The sequence below is a fragment of the Billgrantia montanilacus genome (assembly GCF_003336675.1).
Classification (GTDB): domain Bacteria; phylum Pseudomonadota; class Gammaproteobacteria; order Pseudomonadales; family Halomonadaceae; genus Halomonas; species Halomonas montanilacus.
This window is the reverse complement of record NZ_QPII01000001.1, coordinates 132,439-153,116: the sequence shown is the minus strand read 5'-3', so window position 1 is coordinate 153,116 and position 20,678 is coordinate 132,439. Positions and strand designations below refer to the sequence as shown.

18 protein-coding genes are annotated in these 20,678 nt (G+C 60.5%); 5 read left to right on the top strand and 13 right to left on the bottom strand.

What is annotated here, in order from left to right; genetic code table 11:
- Nucleotides 1-3 precede the first annotated feature (3 nt).
- The gene (pqqB, locus tag DU505_RS00705; RefSeq protein ID WP_114477079.1) at nucleotides 4-933 is read right to left on the bottom strand and encodes a pyrroloquinoline quinone biosynthesis protein PqqB; all 930 of its coding nucleotides are present in this window, start codon (nucleotides 931-933) and stop codon (nucleotides 4-6) included.
- A gap of 60 nt (nucleotides 934-993) precedes the next feature.
- Complete coding sequence (gene pqqA, locus DU505_RS00700; protein WP_010627037.1) at nucleotides 994-1,065, bottom strand: pyrroloquinoline quinone precursor peptide PqqA; 72 nt, start codon at nucleotides 1,063-1,065, stop codon at nucleotides 994-996.
- Nucleotides 1,066-1,271: 206 nt separating this feature from the next.
- On the opposite strand from pqqA, the gene DU505_RS00695 reads away from it, so the two are divergent.
- Nucleotides 1,272-1,703 carry a tetratricopeptide repeat protein gene (locus DU505_RS00695; protein ID WP_181872690.1) on the top strand — a complete coding sequence of 144 codons (432 nt, stop codon included), beginning with the start codon at nucleotides 1,272-1,274 and terminating at the stop codon, nucleotides 1,701-1,703.
- Here the strand turns inward: DU505_RS00695 and DU505_RS00690 are convergent.
- From DU505_RS00690 to DU505_RS00680, 3 genes are all read right to left on the bottom strand, one after another.
- Entirely contained in the window at nucleotides 1,646-3,880 is a 2,235-nt protein-coding gene (locus DU505_RS00690; RefSeq protein WP_245947720.1) for an ATP-binding protein, read from the bottom strand. The genes DU505_RS00695 and DU505_RS00690 overlap by 58 nt on opposite strands.
- Nucleotides 3,881-3,924: 44 nt before the next feature.
- A complete protein-coding gene (locus tag DU505_RS00685; protein WP_114477077.1) occupies nucleotides 3,925-4,446 on the bottom strand; it encodes a putative pterin-binding protein in 522 nt (173 codons plus the stop codon).
- A 153-nt stretch (nucleotides 4,447-4,599) separates the two neighbouring features.
- Nucleotides 4,600-5,415: a DUF2189 domain-containing protein gene (locus tag DU505_RS00680; protein ID WP_114477076.1), complete on the bottom strand. Its 816-nt coding sequence runs from the start codon at nucleotides 5,413-5,415 to the stop codon at nucleotides 4,600-4,602.
- Nucleotides 5,416-5,741: 326 nt separating this feature from the next.
- Between DU505_RS00680 and DU505_RS00675 the strand changes: the two genes are divergently transcribed.
- From DU505_RS00675 to soxZ, 4 genes are read left to right on the top strand one after another with little or no spacing between them, the layout of a single operon-like run.
- Complete coding sequence (locus tag DU505_RS00675; protein WP_114477075.1) at nucleotides 5,742-6,095, top strand: c-type cytochrome; 354 nt, start codon at nucleotides 5,742-5,744, stop codon at nucleotides 6,093-6,095.
- Between the two features lie 11 nt (nucleotides 6,096-6,106).
- Nucleotides 6,107-7,435 carry an NAD(P)/FAD-dependent oxidoreductase gene (locus DU505_RS00670; RefSeq protein WP_114477436.1) on the top strand — a complete coding sequence of 443 codons (1,329 nt, stop codon included), beginning with the start codon at nucleotides 6,107-6,109 and terminating at the stop codon, nucleotides 7,433-7,435.
- A gap of 60 nt (nucleotides 7,436-7,495) precedes the next feature.
- Entirely contained in the window at nucleotides 7,496-8,521 is a 1,026-nt protein-coding gene (locus DU505_RS00665; RefSeq protein ID WP_114477074.1) for a YeeE/YedE family protein, read from the top strand.
- A gap of 19 nt (nucleotides 8,522-8,540) precedes the next feature.
- Nucleotides 8,541-9,368 carry a thiosulfate oxidation carrier complex protein SoxZ gene (gene soxZ, locus DU505_RS00660; protein WP_114477073.1) on the top strand — a complete coding sequence of 276 codons (828 nt, stop codon included), beginning with the start codon at nucleotides 8,541-8,543 and terminating at the stop codon, nucleotides 9,366-9,368.
- A gap of 97 nt (nucleotides 9,369-9,465) precedes the next feature.
- Here soxZ and DU505_RS00655 read toward each other — a convergent pair whose 3' ends face one another.
- The 8 genes from DU505_RS00655 to DU505_RS00620 form a co-directional block, all read right to left on the bottom strand.
- On the bottom strand, nucleotides 9,466-9,894 hold the full coding sequence (locus tag DU505_RS00655) for a universal stress protein (protein WP_114477072.1): 429 nt from the start codon (nucleotides 9,892-9,894) through the stop codon (nucleotides 9,466-9,468).
- Nucleotides 9,895-9,905: 11 nt separating this feature from the next.
- The gene (locus tag DU505_RS00650) at nucleotides 9,906-12,503 is read right to left on the bottom strand and encodes a TRAP transporter permease (protein ID WP_114477071.1); all 2,598 of its coding nucleotides are present in this window, start codon (nucleotides 12,501-12,503) and stop codon (nucleotides 9,906-9,908) included.
- Between the two features lie 161 nt (nucleotides 12,504-12,664).
- Nucleotides 12,665-13,645 (bottom strand): TAXI family TRAP transporter solute-binding subunit, encoded by a 981-nt coding sequence (locus tag DU505_RS00645; RefSeq protein WP_114477070.1) that lies wholly within the window; start codon nucleotides 13,643-13,645, stop codon nucleotides 12,665-12,667.
- Nucleotides 13,646-13,939: 294 nt separating this feature from the next.
- The gene (locus DU505_RS00640) at nucleotides 13,940-14,716 is read right to left on the bottom strand and encodes a KamA family radical SAM protein (RefSeq protein WP_340148229.1); all 777 of its coding nucleotides are present in this window, start codon (nucleotides 14,714-14,716) and stop codon (nucleotides 13,940-13,942) included.
- Nucleotides 14,717-15,236: 520 nt separating this feature from the next.
- Nucleotides 15,237-15,953: a hypothetical protein gene (locus DU505_RS00635; RefSeq protein WP_147273034.1), complete on the bottom strand. Its 717-nt coding sequence runs from the start codon at nucleotides 15,951-15,953 to the stop codon at nucleotides 15,237-15,239.
- A 350-nt stretch (nucleotides 15,954-16,303) separates the two neighbouring features.
- A complete protein-coding gene (locus DU505_RS00630) occupies nucleotides 16,304-17,563 on the bottom strand; it encodes a tyrosine-type recombinase/integrase (RefSeq protein ID WP_181872688.1) in 1,260 nt (419 codons plus the stop codon).
- Between the two features lie 148 nt (nucleotides 17,564-17,711).
- The gene (locus DU505_RS00625; RefSeq protein WP_147273033.1) at nucleotides 17,712-19,460 is read right to left on the bottom strand and encodes a hypothetical protein; all 1,749 of its coding nucleotides are present in this window, start codon (nucleotides 19,458-19,460) and stop codon (nucleotides 17,712-17,714) included.
- An 80-nt stretch (nucleotides 19,461-19,540) separates the two neighbouring features.
- The gene (locus DU505_RS00620) at nucleotides 19,541-20,461 is read right to left on the bottom strand and encodes a hypothetical protein (protein WP_147273032.1); all 921 of its coding nucleotides are present in this window, start codon (nucleotides 20,459-20,461) and stop codon (nucleotides 19,541-19,543) included.
- Nucleotides 20,462-20,678 lie beyond the last annotated feature (217 nt).

Genomic DNA, 20,678 nt, shown 5'->3' with positions numbered 1-20,678 from the left:
CATTCATAGCGAGAAGTGCATGCCGTCATGGGCCACCTCGATGGCGTGTTCTTTCAGAACGGCGCGCTCGGCGGAGGTCTCATCCAGGATGGGGTTGGTATTGTTGATATGGATCAGGACGCGCCGCGTGCCAGACGGCAAGGCGTCGAGCTCTTCGATCATGCCGCCCTCCCCGGCCAGAGGCAGGTGCCCCATCTCACGGCCAGTGGTATCAGCGATGCCGAGGCGCGACATCTCGTCGTCGTGCCACAGCGTGCCATCCACCAGCACGCAGCTGGCCTCCACCATCAGCGCCCTCGCCTCGTCGCTCGGCTCCCCCAGGCCAGGGCCATAGAAAAGCGAGCCGCCCGTCAGGGTGTCGCGAAACAGCAGCCCAAGGTTGTCACCGGGGGCCGGCGAGCCGCGACGCGGGGAGTAGGGAGGCGCGTTGGAGTGCAGCGACAGCGCGGTGATCGCAAGCCCTGGGCAGCTTGGTACCTCAAAGGTGCAGCAGTCGCGGTCGCTCGACAGGGCGATCTCCCGCCAGGAAAGGCCGCCGTTCCAGTGCTCCAGCATGGGGAACAGCGGGAAGCCCCCGGTCAGATCGTCGTGGACGCTAGCCGTGCACCAGACGTCGAGGGGACAGCCTTCGCGCAGCGACAGCAGCCCGCTGACATGATCGATCTGAGCATCCACCAGCAGTACCTCAGCGATACCACTGTCACGCAGGCCACGCTTGGGAAAGAGTGTCGGATGAGCATTGAGCTGAGCACGAATATCGGGCGAGGCATTGCACAGCAGCCAGCGCTCGCCATCCATGCTGATGGCAATGGAGGATTGGGTCCTGGGGCTCAGGCCGGCACGCCCCTGGCGCACCCCACGACAGTTCGGACAGTTGCAGTTCCACTGCGGGAATCCGCCCCCGGCAGCCGAACCGAGTATCAGCACCTCCATGACTCACCCTCCTCCGTACCCGAAAAGGGGCCGTTTCTGACCCCCAGGCGAGTCACACGATCAACGGTTGGCGATATAGAGGGTAACCTCGAAGCCGAGGCGCAGGTCACGAAAGCTTGGCTTGGTCCACATGACATCTCTCCGATTGGTATTGTTGGTAGGCGACAGTGCCCTCAGCGGCACATGTCCAGTAAAGCACCCGAGGCCTTGACCCAGGGCTGTACTTTAGAAGGAGAAGCCTCCCTTCATTGGGACCAAACGGGTCCGAGAACGATGGCGTGAGCAGGGGGCGCAGGCTAGCCTCGAGAGAGTCTTCTCCGCCCATGCCGAGATATCCTATGAAGCCTTGCTTGCTGTCGCTGATCGTCGCCCTGGCCGCCACTCCGCCGTCCTGGGCAGGGAATCCGTTGGAGGCGCCGCCCCAAGGTCGCATGATCGACAGCTATCTGGCTTACGGTCAGTTCAAGATGGGGCGTTATGTGCAAGCTTTCGATATCTGGCAGCGGTTGGCACAGGCAGGAGATGCCGATGCCGCGTTTCAGCTAGGTGTGATGCTGGAGGATGGCCGCGGCACCCCAGCCGACCTGGAGCAGGCACTGTTCTACTACCGTCAGGCCAGCGAAGGGGGCAGTCGTCGCGCGGCTCACCGTCTTGCAGCCCTTTACGAAAACGGGGCCCATGGCCTGGCGGCCGACGAGACCTTGAGCGAGCACTACCGAAATCTGGCCGAGTCGCCGTCACCGCTGGACCAGGCCGAGTCACCTCGTTGACGATCGCCTTGCGTCGCCAGCCACCGCTCCAGCTCCGCGAGAGTCACCGGGATCAGCGCGTGGAGAAGCTGCAACTGTGCCCTGACCCCCTCCTTGCGCTCCTGGTGGGCCAGCACTTCCAGGCGATGGGCGACAGCGGCGAGCTTGCGCGCACCGAGGCTGGCCGACTCACCCTTGACGCTGTGAGCGGCGGCTTCCAACGCGGGCATATCGCCCTGATCGATGGCGTACTGCATAGCGCGGCCATGCGACTGCAGCTGGTCGCGATGCACCGCGATCAAGGTTGCCACCGTCGACTCACCAAGCGATGCCAGCAGCTCGGACAAGGCCTTTTCGTCCAGCTCGGCGTCGGCTGTAACGGCGGTCTCGTCCTCCGATGTCACCGGCGCCAGCATTGGCAGCGCCCGACGTAGACAGGCCGCCAGCTCCGAGCGAAGCAGCGGCTTGGCCAGATAGTCGTTCATGCCGGCATCCAGGCAGCGCGCCCGCTCCGCCCCGGGGCCACCGGCGGTCATCGCCACGATGGGCACCCGACGGCACCAGCCCCCTCTCTCACGCATTCTTCGCACGGTTTCGAGACCATCCATATCGGGCATCTGCACATCCATGAAGATGAGGTCGAACGCTTCCGACGCCACCGCTGCCAGGGCCTCCTGGCCACTGCCTGCCACCTGCACGCGACAGTCGAACCGCTCGAGCATCGCCACCCCCACCTGCTGATTGACAGGGTTGTCCTCCACCAGCAGCACATTGCCATCGAAGCTAGGCCGCGTGAGCGGTGGCGACTCCCCCCGCTTCGCTTCAGGTTCGGATTTGGCCGGCTCGAGCGGCAACTCGATCCAGAATCGACTACCTTCGCCGGGCTGACTGTCTATGCCGATCTCACCGCCCATGGCATCGGTCAGACGCCGGCAGATCGCCAGGCCCAGGCCGGTTCCCCCATAGCGTCGCGCCGTGGAGGCATCCGCCTGGCGAAACGGTTCGAAAAGTCGCTGCTGCTGGTCTGTGGCAATGCCTGGGCCGGTATCGCATACCGCGAGACAGAGCCGACCGTTCTCCGTCTCCCTTGCCTCGACCACTACCTCGCCGCGTTCGGTAAACTTGATGGCATTGGCCAGCAGATTCAGCAGCACCTGTCTCAGCCGGGCGGGATCCCCCATGACCTGGGACGGCAGTGTCGGCGAGAGCTGGCTTTCCAGCTTGAGTCCCTTGGCCTCGGCACGCGGGGCGAAGAGCCGGCATGCATCGTCGATCAGCGAAGAGAGCGGTATCGGCCGGTGCTCCAGCTCCAGCTTGCCGGATTCGATCTTGGAAAAGTCAAGGATATCGTTGATCAACCCCAGCAGGCGACCGGCACTGGCGTGAAGCGTACCGACATACTCCCGGGAGCGGGTGTCCAGCGGCTGGTCCATGAGCAGGTCGCTCATGCCGATCACGCCGTTGAGCGGCGTGCGTATCTCATGGCTCACCGTGGCGAGAAACTCCGACTTGGCCCGGCTGGCCGATTCGGCCTGACGGGCCGCTCCCTGAAGCTCTCGACTCAATGTCTCCAGCGAGCGCCGCGCCGCGGCATTGTCGCGGGCCTCCCGCACCAGGAACACCACCACCAGCAATCCGGCCAGGCTCATGGCCAGGATCAATGCCAGCAACAGTACATAGAGCGTCTGCAGGACTTCCCGGTCACGGGTCGCCGCCTCGGCGAGATAACCATTGATGGCGATGACCAGCTGTTCGGTATTGGCGCTGAGGACTTCCAGCCTGGCGTCCAGCGCATGGCGCGCAGGCTCGTCCAGTCGATCGAGCTGATGCAGGGTGGCATCGAAGCCATCCATCATGTCGATGATCTCGGGCAACAGTCGATGTGCCGTCGGACTGTAGTCGAACAGCTCGCCGAGATCGACCCGGCGCAGCTGGTTGAAGCGACTATAAAGCAGTTCGAAGCGCAATCTCAGGGTATCCAGGTCCTGGCCGCTGCCGCTGCCTCGCGCCAAATCGCTGCGTAACTGCACGATATCGCGGTCGATCTTGTAGGCATGCCAGGAAGTATCGGCCCCCACGTTCTGGTAGAGACCTTCCTGGCGCCAGGCTGCCAACCCCACCACGACCAGGGCGGCAGTGAAAAAGAGCAGAGCGGCCATGGCACCCAGCTTGAGCCGGAGCGGATGACGCAGCACCATTATTTCGCCTCCCGTATCAAGACCGCTCAGGGAGCATGGGCCGATCAGGGAGCATGGATAGTACTCACATGCCAGACCGAGCGAAAACGAATGGTCTCGTTGAGCAGTTCCGGGTGGTCATCGAAGGGGTAGAGGACGAAAACCGGACCGAGCTCGCGAACCGCAATGGGCTCGCCATCGCGTTCGATTGCCAGGATCACATCGTAATCGTGAAAGTCCGATACCGGCACCATGGCCACGAAGTCGTCCAGGGCCCTCACGCGCACTTGCTCCGAACTGACACCGGCGGCTTCAAGCACGGCGCGGATCAGTGGCCCCTCGAAACGGCTCACCCCCTCGGTCCAGGGGGTAGTGGTCTCGATCACCATCGGCGACAGGGACATCAGCATAGCCCGATCCAGGTGCAACTCGTCACCGACATTGACATGCTCGATCTCCCCGCTAAGCCGCAACAGGACCTCCCCTTCCGGAGGCGAAAAAGGCTCGGCCAGTGCCACGGGCGACAGGCCCCACAACGGCAGGAGGCAGAGGGCAAGCAAATAGCGACATGGTCTCGTCAGCAACATCACGGCACTCCGCAGTCACGGGGGTAATGGCTGACAAGGTTACGCGAAACGCACGGAAAGGTCAGGCGGGAAACGGAATAGCCAGAGGACAGGTAAACGGCTCGACAAGCGAAACGGCAGGAAGGGCTCCCCCCTTCCTGCCGAAGCGTGGCCTCAGTTGGTAACGCTCTCCACGGGCTCACAGCGCACCAGATCCTCATAGGCATGCCAGCTGGCGTGCCCCAGCACCGGCAGGATCAGGGCCAAGCCAATATAGAAGGTCAGAATCCCGACCAGCACGCAGCCGGTCAGTATCGCGGCCCACAGCAGCATGGGGCGAAAATTCCTCGACACGGAACGCACGCTCGCCTCAATGCCCTCCATGAAGGTGAGATCCTGATCCATCAAGGTTGGAATGGCGACCACGCTGATGGTGAAGGCACCGAACGCCAACACGGCACCCACGCCCGAGCCGACCAGGATCATGCCCAGCCCTTGCGGCGTGGTCAGCAGCGAGGCATAGAGCGCTTCGGGCCCTGGCGCCTCGAAACCGTAGAACAGCGCGAAGAGCAGGGTAGCCAAGCGAATCCAGGCCAGGAAGAAGATCATCATCATCACGCCCATCATCGCCAGCTGGCCGGCGTGGGGCCGCCAAGCGCTGAAGGCGTCTCCCAGATGGGGCGTGCGGTTGGCTTCAATCGCACGGCTGACCCCATAGGAGCCCACCGCGACCAGAGGTCCAAGGAACATGAAGCCGGCGACCATGGGCAGCAACCAGTGCCACAGATCGAGCATCACCGCACCCAGGGTCACGGCGATACTCAAGCCGACCCAGAACATGCCATAGGCGAGACTCACTGCAGTGGCCTTGCGAAAATCCTCGAAACCGGCGGCCAACCAGGCCTTGGGCCTGTCCATGCCGATCGGGTTGATGGTGATCTTCACCGTGGGCACCGATGACTGACCCGTGGATCTTGTTGCTGCGTTCATAGTCATACCCCGTCTGGTCGCCAAGTCATGTGACGAAAGAACGCGCCGTTCCGGTTGGGTGACCGGGAGGCGTCTTGTTGTCTTTCTACAGCGTTAATGTAGTTGACCTGGCACAAGAGTGCGCCTCGGGCCAATCAACGTAAAGTCCAATTTTTCCCAAACGGCTCCCGTTTTTATCGACGATCACAAAAAGGCATAAGCCTCTAACCATGCTTTTCATATGGGCATAACGGAATGCCAAAGCGTTCCTTCTGGTGGCGTCCGGTCCACAGTAATATGTTCCTTTGGCACGACTTCCGACAAGAACTCCGATCAGGAGCCTGACGATGAAACGGGTTTTCCCTATTGCATCCCTGCCACTGGTGAGCCTGCTGCTGGTAGGCCTTCCCATGACCGCCCAGGCCGAAGAGACCTTTTCCGATGCTCAGCTCGAGGTAATGGCAGGCAGCTGCGCCAACTGCCATGGCACCGAAGGCCGGCTGGCCGGCAGCGTACCGACGATTGCCGGGCGCCCCGCCGATGTCCTGTCCTCGCGTCTCCTCGACTTCAAGCACGAGGAGAACGGTGAAACCACGATAATGGACCGGATCGCCAAGGGCTTCACGGATGCCGAGCTCGAGGCACTCGCCCGGCACTTTGCCGGCATCGATCTGGAAAACGATAACGAGCCGGAAGAATGAGGGGGCGCAACATGAACCATCGTCACATCCGCAACAGCCTGACCCGCCGTCAGTTGATCAAGGGCATCGCTGCCGCATCCCTGCTGCCCTTGGTGGGCAGCGCACCCTTCGCCATCGGCGGCCAGCATGCCGGGCGCGTCATCGTGGTCGGTGGCGGCTTCGGTGGTGCCACGGCCGCCAAGTATCTCAAGCGGGCCAACCCGGCCATCGAGGTGATCCTGGTAGAGCCGAACGAGACCTTCTATACCTGTCCGTTCAGCAACCTGCACCTGGGCGGGCTGCGGGAGATGGACGCCATCGCCCATGGCTACAATGAACTGGAAGAGCGTTACGGCGTGCGCGTGATCCATGCCATGGCCGAAGACGTGGACGCCGAGGCCCACAAGGTAACCCTCTCCACCGGCCGCGAACTCGACTACGACCGCCTGGTCCTCTCCCCCGGCGTCGACATGCGCTGGAATGCGCTGGAGGGCTACGACGAGGAGGCCGCCGAGAAGGCCCCCCACGCCTGGAAGGCCGGTGCCCAGACCGAACTGCTGCGCAGCCAGCTCGAAGCCATGGACGATGGCGGCACCTTCGTCATGGTGGCACCGGACAACCCCTTCCGCTGCCCGCCCGGCCCCTATGAGCGCGCCAGCCTGGTGGCCAACTACCTGGCACAGTACAAGCCGAAGTCGAAGGTCCTGATCCTCGACGCCAAGGACAATTTCTCCAAGCAGGGGCTGTTCACCGCCGGATGGGAGCAACTCTACGGTGACCGCATCGAGTGGGTGGGACTGTCGAACGACGGCAGAGTGACCCGCGTCGATGCCGACAGGCTCGAAGTCGAGACCGAATTCGGCACCGTGCATCGCGCCGACGTGCTCAACGTCATTCCGCCCCAGAAGGCCGGCTGGATCGCCGAGCGTGCCGGCGTCACCGACGACTCCGGCTGGGTGCCGGTGAAACCCGAGACCTTCGAGTCCCGTCAGGTCGATGACATCTATGTGGTGGGCGACGCCACGGTGGCGGCACCGATGCCCAAGTCGGGTTTCTGTGCCAACGCCCAGGCCAAGGTCGTGGCCGCCGCCATTGCCGCGTCCCTGGAGTCGCGTCCGGCGCCTGAGGCCTACTGGACCAATACCTGCTACAGCCTGGTCGGGCCGGAGTACGGCATCTCGGTGGCCGGTGTCTATCGAGTACAGGACGGTGTGATTGCCGAGGTGGAGGGGGCCGGTGGCCTGAGTCCGGCCGATGCCTCCGAGGACACCCGCGCCCTGGAAGCCGAATATGCCGTCGGCTGGTACAACGCCATCTGCCAGGATACCTGGGGCACGCCCCTCGGCGGCCGGGTCACCTGAACAGGGCCACCTGGACGTGACCGGACACATGCACGGCATTGCGACAAGGACTCTCTCTGCATGAGCCATACCGAGCTGGTCGTCTGGTCGGCTGTACTGATCGGCCTGGTTTTCGGCGCAACCGGCCAGGCCACCGGATTCTGCCTGCTGCGCGGCCTTGCCAATTGCTGGGCCCTGGGCGACACCCGCAAGCTGCGCGGCTTTGTCCTGGCCATGGCTGTGGCGCTGCTGGGCAGCCAGACATTGGCTGTGGCCGGGCTGGTGTCACTGGAGGACTCGCTCTACGCAAACCCGGCCCCCTCCTGGCTTGCCATCCCTCTGGGCGGCGCCCTGTTCGGCTATGGTATGGCCCTGGCCAACGGCTGCGGTGCCCGCGCCCTGGTGCTACTGGGCAGCGGCAATCTGCGCAGTTTCGTTGTCCTGACATGCCTCGGCCTGGCCGCCTACATGGCGCTTTCCGGCGTACTGGCGCCGCTGCGGATCTGGCTGGAAGGCATGACCACACTGGCCCTGCCCACCCATGACCTGCCAGGGGCAATCGGCGCCCCCGCCTGGTTCACGGCACTGGTACTCGGTGGCGCTCTGCTCGCCTGGGCGTTCTCCAATGCAGCGTTTCGTGCCTCGCCCAGGGATTGGTTGGGGGGCCTCATCATTGGCCTGCTGGTTCCGGCAGGCTGGTACGCCACCGGCGTACTCGGTCATGACGACTTCGAACCGGTCCGCCTGGCAAGTCTGACCTTCATCGCCCCCATCGGTGAATCACTGCAGTACCTGATGCTTTCCACCGGTACCCGACTCGGCTTCGGCGTCAGCGTCGTGGGTGGCGTCATCGTGGGCGCCCTTGCCATGGCTCTGCTGCGGCGTGACTTTACCCTGCGGGCTTTCGACGGGCCCGGGCAGATGTTGCGCAGCATGGCGGGAGGCACCTTGATGGGCATCGGCGGTGTCATGGCGCTGGGCTGCTCCATCGGCCAGGGCCTGTCCGGGCTGTCGACGCTGGCGTTGACCGCCTTTGCCGCCCTGGCAGGCATCGGAGCCGGTGCCCGGTTGGGGATCGTCGGCCCACTGGCACTGTCCAAGAATTGATCGCTCATCGGAGGAAACCATGCACGTTGCCCGTCCTGCTCATTACGATGCCGCCCGCCGCCGTCTGCTGCGCGGCATTGCCGCTGCGGTGGCCGCTATCAGCCTGGCCGGCCTGGCCACACCCGCCCTGGCAGAGGGGCCGTGGCAGCGCCTGGAGGCCGCTCGCAGCGTCCTGGGCGATACCGAGCCCAGCACCCAGGGACTGGTACTCGACCTGCCCCATGTCTCGGAAGACGGCGCCTCGGTCGCGCTCACGGTCGGTTTCGACGGTGAACTCGCTGACGATGACCACATCTCACGCATCGACCTCTTCGCGACCGCCAATCCCTCGCCGGAAATCGCGACCTTCCACCTCACCCCCCTGAGCGGCAAGGCCGAGATATCCACGCGGGTCAGGCTCAACGAAACCCAGCAGGTAATCGCCATCGCCACCAGCCACCAGGGCGAGCGCTTCGCGACGGCGCGGGAGGTTCGCATCACCGTCAGCGGCTGCCTGATGCGCAATGGCGGCGACCAGCCGGAGCCGCTGTCCAACCCCAGGGTCAGCATCCCCTCCAGCTTTACCCCGGGCCAGCCGGAAGCGGTTCGTACGCTGATCAATCACCCCATGGAGACCGGCCTGCGTGAAGATACCAACGGCGAGATCGTGCCGCGGCATATCGTCGAGCGCTTCACCGTCAGGCTGAACGGCTCAACCGCCTTCGAGGCCGAACTCCACCAGTCGATTTCCGCCAGCCCGTACCTGCTGTTCTACCTTAGCCCCGAGGAGGAAGGTGAAGCGGTCTTCGAATGGCAGGACGATACCGGCGCCTCCGCCACGCACGAAGCGTCTATCAAGGCCGGTTGACCGCCAGAGGCAAGCTTAGTCCCGCTTCCAGAACCCAGAACGCCCCGGCCGATTGCTCGGCCGGGGCGTTCTGGGTGGCTCCTTGCTGACTTCGTCATCAACGCACGATCATCACCGACACCTTCGAGTGATGGACCACGTGCTCGGCATTGGGGCCGAGCACATAGTCGGCGAACTTGCGCTTGTTGTGGGATGCCATGACGATCAGGTCCACCTCGAGCTTCTTCGCCGTCTTGACGATGGCCTCCCAGGGCGAGCCGTCGGCGATCACCGACTGCACTTTGATGTCGTCCGGCACGTGCTCCTGAATGAACCTGTGCTGTGCCTCCGATATGGCCTCGTGGGCCTTCTTGGCGAAGTCCTTGGGGAAATAGGAGCCGACCAGGGGCATGCGGTAGTCCGGCAGCACCGTTACCACATGCAGCGATGCATCAAAAGTGCGACACAGGGTGACCGCCGCTGGCAAGGCTCTGACCCAGGAGCTCTCCTCGTTGAGGTCCACTGACAACAGGATCTTGCTGTACATGATCATCTCCTTCAGGCAGTGGCCGTTGTCGTCGGCTGCTGATTACGCCGACGCCGCTGCAGCAGCACCACCAGGCCAAACACCAGGAAACCCGGAACCCACATCCACTCTTTCGCCCAGCGATCCACCGGAGCCGACACCTCGATGATTTCCTGGTCGAAGTCAAAACCGAGATCCGCGGCCAGGCTGCCGAATTCAACAAAATCAACCGTGGCCTGATCCCCCTCGATCCACAGCTCCATGCCGAGCTCTTGCATGCGCTCCTCGGCGGTTTCACCGCGAGGCACCGGCACCAGGATATAGGTGACCAAGGGGTCGCCGAAGGCATCCTCGCCGGCGATTTGCACCCGAAGCTGACTGCCATCATCGACCTCGCCCAGCGCCTGGGCAAACTCGGCCGGGGGAACAGACTGGTAGGGGTCGTGAACCATGTCCATCCAGAACCCAGGGCGGAACAGCGTGAAGGCCACCAGCAGCATCAGGATGCTCTCGTACCAACGATTGCGGGCGATCATGAAGCCTTGGGTGCCTGCGGCAAAGATCAACATCGCAATGGTCGCGATGATGAATATCACGATCCCCTGCACCCAGCCGACATCGATCAACAACAGGTCGGTATTGAAGATGAACAGGAACGGCAGCGCCGCGGTGCGAAGGCTGTAATAGAAGGCCTGAAAACCGGTGCGCAGCGGATCTCCACCCGAGACCGCCGCTGCCGCAAACGACGCCAGGCCAACCGGTGGCGTCACATCGGCCATGATCCCGAAGTAAAAGACAAACAGGTGCACGGCAATCAGCGGCACGATGAGGCCATTCTGCTGCCCCAGTGTCACGATCACCGGCGCCAACAGCGCAGACACCACGATGTAGTTGGCTGTGGTGGGCAACCCCATGCCAAGGATCAGGCTGAGCACCGCGGTCAGCAACAGGATCAGCATCAGGTTGCCCATGGAGAGAATCTCCACCACATCGGCCAGCACCAGTCCAACCCCCGTCTGGGATACCGCGCCCACGATGATCCCCGCCGCCGCAGTGGCGATACCGATTCCGATCATGTTGCGAGCACCGGTTACCAGGCCGTCCCACAGGTCCATGAAGCCTTCCTTGATATCCTCGGCGAACTTTCCTCGCTGACGGAAGACAGCAATGATTGGGCGCTGGGTGAGGATGATGAAGATCATGAACACTGTGGCCCAGAAAGCCGACAGCCCCGGCGACAAGCGTTCGACCATCAGACACCACACCAGCACGATCACCGGCAGAATGTAATGCAGGCCGACCATGACCGTGGGACGCGTCTGGGGGAGAGTGAGGACCGGGGAATTGGGGTCGTCGAGCTTGAGCTCGGGATACTGCGCCCCAAGCTTGAGCAGAAAGACATAGACGACTGCCAGCCCTACTGCGATCACCCAGGGAGTTGCGTCGCCGAGCACCGGCTTGAGCCACCCCAGGCCGTAATAGACCGCAAAGGAGAGCGCCATCAACAGGAGCAGGCCGGTCAGGAAGCCGATCATCTTGTTGAGGAAAGGCCGCGCCGGATTGCTTGTGGGCAAGCCCTGCATATTGGCCTTGAGCGCCTCCAGGTGGACGATATAAACCAGTGCGATATAGGAGATCAGGGCCGGCAGGAAAGCGTGCTTGATAACATCGACATAGGAAATACCGACATACTCGACCATCAGGAAGGCCGCCGCACCCATCACGGGCGGCATGATCTGGCCATTGACCGAGGACGCCACCTCGACAGCGCCTGCCTTCTCCGGAGAAAAGCCCACCCGCTTCATCATGGGAATGGTGAAGGTACCGGTAGTGACCACGTTGGCAATCGACGAACCGGAAATCAGCCCGGTCATGCCTGACGCCACTACCGCCGCCTTGGCCGGCCCACCCTTGTAGTGGCCCAGCAGAGAGAACGCCACCTTGATGAAATAGTTACCGGCGCCCGCCTTGTCGAGCAGGGCACCGAACAGCACGAACAGGAAGACGAAGCTGGTCGACACCCCCAGGGCAATACCGAAGACCCCCTGAGTGGTAAGCCACTGATGATTGACCAGGCTCTGGAAGGTAACGCCGCGGTGAGCAAGAATGCCCGGCATATAGGGGCCGAACAGGGAATAGAGAATGAAGACCGTGGCCACGATCATCAGCGGTGGCCCCAGGGCTCGGCGTGTCGCTTCCAGCAGCATCAGGATACCGACCACACCGACGATCACGTCCTGGGTAATGGGTGCTCCAGGGCGCTCGGCGAGTTCGGCATAGAAGAGAAAGATATAGGCACCGCAGAAGGCTGCAACAGCCGCCAGCACCCAGTCCTGAATCGGAATGCGATCGCGCGGTGATCGCTTCAGCGCCGGGTAGGCCATGAAGGCCAGAAAAAGTGCAAAAGCCAGGTGAATCGAACGCGACTCGGTGGCGTTGAAAACCCCGAAGCGAAACATGTAAGGCAACGGCGAGGCAATCCACAGCTGAAACAGCGACCAGGCCGCCGCAATGCTGACCAGCAGCTTGCCCGGCACCCCTGCCGGCTTCCGCGCTCCTGAATCACTCGAGGCAACCATATCCTCAAGGTCGACATCAGACGCTCGAGAGGTATTGTTTTTGTCAGTCATAAGTCGCCCTACCCACTGTCGATTGACGTGCAGTTCCCAGTTTCTGAACCGTCATCACGGTGCGGTAATCCTATAGAAAGCAATCCTTGAAACAGATGCGCGGACTCCCCTCGGGGTGTCCGCGCATCCTTCACTGGAGGGCGGGGCCCTCGACCAATCGTTTACTCGATCCAGCCACGCTCGCGGTAGTAGCGAGCCGCACCGTCATGCAGTGGCGCCGTCAGGCCATCGGAGATCATGTCCTCCTCGTTGAGGTTCTCGAATGCCGGATGCAAGCGCGTGAAGCGATCGAAGTTCTCGAATACCGCCTTGACGGTCTCGTAGATGACATCTTCGTCCACGTCGGTGGAGCTCACGAAGGTCGCTGCCACGCCGAAGGTTTCGACATCCTCGTCATTGCCGCGATAGAGCCCGCCCGGAATCACGGAGCGGGTGTAGTAGGGGTACTCTTCGATCAGTCCGTCGATCTCGTCGCCGGTGACCGGGACGATACGCGCATCGATCGTGGTGGTGGCTTCCTGGATGGAGCCGTTGGGATGCCCCACCACATAGACCATGGCGTCGATGTTGTTGTCCGAGAGCGCCGCGGCCTGCTCGGCGGCATCCAGCTGGGAGGCCAGCGAGAAGGTATCGGTATCCCAGCCCATGACATCCATCACCACGTTCATGGTGTTGCGCTGCCCGGAGCCGGGGTTGCCGATATTGACACGCTTGCCCGGGAAATCGCTGAAATGCTCGATGCCGGAATCGGCACGTGCTACCACGGTCAACGGCTCACCATGCATGGTGAAGACCGAGCGCATGTCTTCCCAGGCGCCGTCGGATTCAAAATTGGCCTCGCCATGATAGGCGCGATACTGAACGTCGGACTGAACGACACCCATATCCAGATCACCGGCCTTCATGCCGTTGACGTTGGCCACTGAACCGCCCGTCGACGGGGCGTTGCAGCGGATGTTGTGATCGTCGCTGCCGCGGTTGACCATGCGGCAGACTGACTGTCCCACCACATAGTAGACCCCGGTCTGGCCACCGGTACCGATGGTAATGAAGCGATCCTGAGCGACGGCCGGCGATGAGACCAGGGCAGCACCCAGTAGAGCCCCGGAGAAGGCAGCCGCAGAAAATACATGGCGTTTCATGAACACACCTCTTGATGTTATTGGCAAGCTGACGTTGCTGAAGCAAGGTCCCTGACAGCCGAATGGCTGGCTGGCGGTTGCTACCGCTCCCCCCTACTTTAGCGAAAAAACATCAGCTTGTTGGGGTCTTTTTCATCACCTCTAATGTTAGCCCCCCTTAACGTTTAGTGTGCGTTAATTTTTAACGCTGGCCCGACGAGAAGGTCGACCCTCCCCGCTACCGCCTGTCGCGGCATCTGCCCGAGGCGGCCGACATGGGCGGGGCTATACGGCTGCCAGCCACCCAGTGAAGCGCTACGACGCCTTCATGATCAGCGCCTGTTTCTCGTCCTTCATGGCCGCGAACTCGGCCTCATAGAAGAACTCGCTTTCCCCAAGCGCCGGTTCGAGGTGGTTGAGCCAGGTGGCTTCCTCGTCGTACTTGGCAAAGAAGGGCCGCTGCACCCAGTCGCTGTCGCGTCCTTGGATGAAGCGCAGCACGAAGACCTTCTCGCCGTGGATCTCGGCCACACCCTGAATCTCCACCTTGCCGGGATCGGCGGACATCGACGGCCCGCGGGCGGTACGCGCCAGGCCCGGCACCTGCTTCATCGCCTCGCGGTAGATTTCCCAGGCACGCACCAGAGGCACCTCGAAGTAGTGGCGGGCGCCGGTGTCGCGCTCGACGAACATGTAGTAGGGAATCATCCCCAGCCGCACCTGGGTGGTCCACATGCGGGCCCACTGGTCGGCATCGTCGTTGATGTGCTTGAGCAGCGGCGCCTGGGTGCGAATCTCGGCCCCGGTGGCGCGGATGCGACGGATCGCCTCGCGGCAGATGGGGGTGTCCATCTCCTTCCAGTGGTTGAAGTGCGCCATGAAGGCGACGTGCTTGCCGGCGGCGGTCAACTCGCGAAACAGCTCAAGCACATCCTCGGCGTCGGGGTCGGTGACGAAGCGATAGGGCCAGAAGGTCAGGCTCTTGGTGCCGATGCGGATGTCCTGGACGTGGTCCAGCTCCGGGGCCATCAGCCCCTCCAGGTACTGGCGCAGGTGCTTGGCCTTCATCACCATGGGGTCGCCACCGGTCATCAGCAGGTCGGTGACCTCGGTGTGCTCGGCCAGGTAGCGGTGCAGCGACCCCGCCTCGCTGGAGGCGAACTTGAGCTCCTTGTCGCCGACGAACTGCGCCCAGCGGAAGCAGAAGGTGCAGTAGCTGAGCCTCGCAGAACTTCAAAAAACCTCATTACCAAGATGATTTCAAAGGATTTTTACGACTACCACTGGACCGGAGAGCGCTGACCGACGCATGACCGAAGTAAACGGCCACACGCCGACTTATCCTCTGGAATCTGGAGAAGGGAGCCAATCCCATCGACCGCTGACTGACCGAAACAGGACCGAAGCGAGTGCTCACGTTGTGTGAAGGGCAATGAACCACTACTGCCAATCCATCAGCCGGTGCAGCAACGTTACCTTCCCCCTACCATCGGGAGACAGTCGAGGACCGAGAGCCCCAGCGTCAGGTCGTCGGGTGTCGTCAGGTATGCCAGTCATCTACCAGAGAGGCGATTTCACACACCAGACATGGCCCAAGAAACACATCAAAACGTCACATCAATTCAGACATCTTTTCACCAAACTTCTGAATAGACGCATTCTTCACCAAGCCGTTACTATTCACCATGAACGGAACCACAGCCACTAGCGAACCAAACTCATTTATCTGCCATGATAAATCTCTATCATCAATCCTCAACTTCTCGAAGGCCCCTACATCACAGGCAAAAGCCTTGGCATAGTCTTCAATATACGACTTCCCCAGGCAGATGATCAGCTTTGGTCTGTAAGCTTCTGACCATGAGCGAATCATAGGCAGCCTATACCTTCTACACCAATCAACATAACCCTGCTTCGAGTCAAATCCAGTGATAGTAGAAAAATCGCGCTCCCAGCGCTTCTCACTCGTATCCTTAAACGCTATTGGGTAAAGGTTCATTTTGAAAAAACCAGAACTTCCTTTCGTAAATGGCTGAATTTCCTCAGCATACTCTTTGTACTCCTCCACCTTTCTCCCTGAAATTGCCGAAAGGAGTTTCATCACCTGCCAATTGAATATATAGGCTAGATTATTCTCCCAACCTGCATAGCCAGAAGGAGGATCCATCTCAACATCCGACATATGACCTATCAGTGATTCAGGCGAATGCCCTCCTCCCCACTCAATTCCAGATACCCAAGTAGACGGACTATCTTGACTACCGATATCGCCACCATCACACCCAGAGAAAGACAGAGACCATTTTTTAAACTGATTAGCCTGATCCATACACAACCTCACGTCGCAAAGATAAAATCGATTCCAAAAAATAATTTACCACATGCCAAATTAATTATCATATTTATCAAAGATCATCAATGCCATATTGATCAGTTCCCTCCATTTATCAACTAAGTTATGACAACGCCCTGCCCCAACATCAAAAAAGGCCACAAGGGCCCCAAAATAGGGCCCGCAGCGGGGCCCATGGAATATCCGGCTATCGCCTTATGATAGGAGGCAGCGACGCAGCCAGGCTTCCCTACCCTCAGTCATAGGGTTTCCAATCCCTCAAAATAGCAATAATACTCAGCTGCACTATTTTCTCAGTATTGAAAGCCCCTCTGATCTTCGATCGGTCAGCTGGCCTTGCGGACGCGAGAGGTTATCGGTGCGTCGTCTTCCTCGGTACTGTCACCCACGTTGTTGTCGCTACCCTCCCCATGGTTGTCGTCGTCACTCTCATAGGTCCAGTTGGCACTCGACGCAGCACTCAGCAGGGAATCCTGGGACAGGTGAGCGTAGCGTTCCGTGACCTTGGGATTGCTATGCCCAAGAATCTGCTGCACCTCGTACAACGAGCGCCCTGCCCCCACCAGCTTGGAAGCGTAGGTATGACGGCAATCATGCAGGCGGAAGTCAGGTAACCCAGCCTTGTCCCGTAGCCGGTGCCAGACCAGCGTGATCGACTTGAAGGGGGCTTGGGTCTTGGGGCTGACAAATATCCACTCCTGACCACCGCACTCCCTCCTTGCCTCTACGAGTACCTGTAGTGCTGAGGTATTCAGCGGTACGATCCGCTCCTTCTTGCTCTTGGCGTTGCTGACCGGTATCCGCCATGTTTGCTTGGTGAGGTCAATATCTGACCACTTGGCCTTGAGAGCTTCCCCTACCCTCGCGCCAGTACTGAGCAGGAACAGCACGATACAGCACACTGGTCGATTCCTATCCTTCAGCAGCACGTCCAGCAGTCGCTTGGTCTCCGCCTCATCCAGATAGCGCTCCCGCTTGTTGTCCTCCTTGAACAGCTTGACGGACTTGGCTGGGTTGCTATCGACCAGTTCCCACTCCATGGCCACGGCATAGAGGGCCCGAATGATCATCAGCTGACGATCACAGGTAGCCGGTGCCCTCCCCTCGTTACGCATCCGGTTGTGGAACTGCGCCACGTCGGCATGGGAGACCTCGTCCAGGCGCTTGTCACCGAAGGCGGGAATCACCCTGCTGCGTAGGTGGGTGTAGTCGGTTTTCCAAGACCGCTTGCGGGTCTTGATGTAGTCCAAGTACTTCTCCTCGACGAACGCCTTGATTGTCGGTACTGCCTTGGTCGATTTTTGGGCCTTCTGAGGCGTTTTCTCCATGACCAGCTCGGCACGCAAGGTCTTTGCCTTCTTCCGGGCCTGAGACAGAGAAATCTCGGTCGTAGTACCCAATTTGAAGTGCTGGTTCTTCTTCTGTTCCGTGGTGTGACGCAGATAGTAGGTGCCCTTGCCGGGGGTGGTGCGCCTGACCTCCACATAGAACCCCGGGGACTGGCGGTCGCAATATTCGATACGACGCTTCCCTTCTGGGCAGTGCAGGCGCTTGATAACATTGGCGGTAAGGTTGACGACAGGCATATCTCCTCCTGGCCGTTGGTGACGCGATATAAAGAATGTCTCGGCGGTAACCGTCGACACCCGACGACCTGACGCAGGGGGCGAGCTGATCGGCATGATGACAACGGGATAAGGGGGCTGCGGATGACCCACAGCCCCTCCAGGCGGGTTAGGCTTGCGCTAGCTCAGCAAGACGTGGGTAATCGTCTTTGAGAGAGATTTTCACCTGACGAGTCCGGCTACGTGGTAGGCGCTCCAGCTTGACCCCAAGGGCATCCAGTGAGGCAGCATGCTGCGTGAAGCGTCGTCCCAGGGACTCCGGGTTGTGCGGCCATTGATGGAAGTGAGCGCGGATATCCCGATCCGAGACCAGCTCTTCCAGTAGCGGCAGGAGCTCCCCACAGGTCCCTACCCACGGTTGATCGACACAGTAGAGCAGAGCGAAGTTATAGAGGCCATTGGCCAGCGGTTGCTCCCCGATCGAGGATTCGTAGGCGCTCGCCTGATTGTTGGCGTAGGCGTCTTCGAGGTAACCCGCATCGAGGCCCATGACCTGCTCGCAAGCGGCCAGCCAGCGGGAGAACTCCAGCATCCGCAGGGGGCGTTGGGGCTCAACACTATCTACGACATTGAGCGCCTGAGCGGCCAGCTCCAGCAGTGCCCGGAAAATCGTACCTTCATGCTCGGTGAGATAGTCGTCCATGCCGGTTTCGCTCATGCGCCGGTCGGCATCCAGGGCTTCAAGATGCACGAACAGGCAGCGGCTGCTGAGATCCGGCTCTGTCACCGGGTTGACAATGCCATTGATCACCAGGCAGGTCTGCAGCGTCGACACGTGGGGGTCGCCATCGGTGTAAAGCTTGCGCTTCAGCACCTCCCCCCCGGTGGACATCTTGCAGAAACGGTCACTGTAGGCACGAGACAGGTTGCGAACATTGTCGATGATGGGCATGTAGGTATAGCTCGCGGCTACCGCCAGGTCATCGATGTTGCGCGGCAGCGCCATCACGCTCATCTTGCTGGGGTCGACGAACTTGCGCAGCACCCACTTACAGAACGCGCTTTTGCCCGACCCTTGACCGCCCAGCAGCACTAGGAACACCTGGGACACCATAGGGTCGAGGGGGTGTGACAAAACAAAGGCCATCCAGGCAAGTAGGAGGTACTTCTCCTCCTCTGGCGCATTGATCAGATCGACCAGCGGATTCAGCCCATCCAGCTCAGGGTCTGGCTCATTAGCCGGCATGGGGAAAGCTGCCATCCCAGGGCGCCTGAGCATGACAGACTTCTCACCGTCATAGGCGATGCGTACCTGGCCATTTTCGAGGACTGCCAGCGCGCCATCTTCATGTCGAAGATCGACGACACGTTTCAGTCGGTGCTCGCCATAGCCGACGGTACAGTACACACGCGCCTTCTTGCCGAAGTGCTTCACCTTGGTCTTGATGATGGCAAGTGCCTTATCGATCGCTTCGGGAGAGACGTCTTCGCCCATTTCGGTCAGGTCAACGAATAGCTGGTTGGCCATATCTTGGCTATCGACCGGCTTGGCAATGGGGTTCCCTGGCTGCCTCACCACGAGAGTCTGGTTCGATGCTTCATCTTGGGCCAGGAAGCCACCTTCTTCGAGGAGCTGCTGCACCTTCATGTCGAAGGGAGGATCTGACTCCTTCTTCTTGCCGACAGGGCTACCCTTCCTGCTGGGCTGCTGGGCAGGCTTAGGCGCAGCGGGCCCCTCCCCTGCCTTCTTATCTGCTGCCCTGGGGGAACATACCTTGCTGGCTTTGTGCGGGCGACGCATGTTGTCCAGACGTTGCTGGACCTCCGGGCTCGCCTTCTTTTTACCGGGCTTTTTCAGCAGCTTAGGAGTGGAAGCATCAGTCTGATTTTCGATCTGGTTGTCGTTTGCGTTGTTCATTTTTTCACCGAATTTTTTTCAGGACGTAGCGGTCTATCAGGGGGCTATTGAGCCCCCTGAACTACTGGTTGTTTTTGAGTTCAGGTACGGATCAGGAGATCCTGGGACTGACCGATATACCGAGCAGATCGATGCATCGTCCAATTGACCTCATCGAACTGGGACGATGACAGACCCAGCTCATCGGCTACGAGCCAGAGCCAAATAATCCCATCATGGGCATCCGCGTTGCGCGCATCCACCGGCCTGTTGGACCAGCGGCTAATGACTCTTTGCATCAGCGATATCAGCTCGGGACGGAGAATACTGGCGAGGACCTTAGCCTCTCCCATAAGAAGGGGGTAGTCTGGGTTGGCCCCATCAATTCCTACCCTAGAGGCCGGCGTGTACTGGAGCACTCGTTCGCCCTGACGGCCGTGGTGCTTGACTAGCATGATGGGGCTACAACTGCCGAGGTCATGCCGCATGACAGATAGCCTGCGCCCCATATCGACTTGGCGATTGGTGAAGATCGCCAGTAACTGGCTGTTCGCGATCAAACCATCTTCAGCTGAAAAATCAGAGGGATAGTAACCCAGAGATATCTGATATTCCGGGTCGATTAGTGAGAGAGATAGGAAGCCTAGTGCTGGATGAAAAGGGCCAAAAATCGGTGATTGTGTGACAACACGCCCCTGATTTGCCGCCATCATCTGAGTGATCTGCGACATCCACAGCGTCCTTGCCCCTATCCCAGGTTGCTGATGGCCAAAACGAACCAAAACGTCACCGATGAAATTGCACACCGCACTTCCAATAGCGGTGCGGGAGGGCTGCACAGGAGTTTCGGTTACGCCCTCGGTACCAAGGTCCTTAGGGGCAGGATCGTCAAGATACCGTGGGTGACCGGCGATATCTTCGTAGACTTCCACGGGGGGAAGGCCATCACCTGACGCGGTGAAGGCTGAATGGTATTGTTCAACGTGCTTCGCCTTGCAGCGAGGTAGATCGGTAACAGACATGAGCGATAGCTCCTTGATCTGAGGTTTGTGACTCCCCTTTCGGGGCTCCCCCAGGCCAAGCGATACGGGCCAGACGCTTAGACAGCTTGCTAGTAAAATTCATCATCGTTAGCCTCCTCAATATTCTGCTCATGGACGGGAAAAATCAGTATCAGGCGCCTTCAGTGGCCACAACAGCTGGCCAGAATCAGTTCGTATCAGCGGCGTTCGTCGTCTT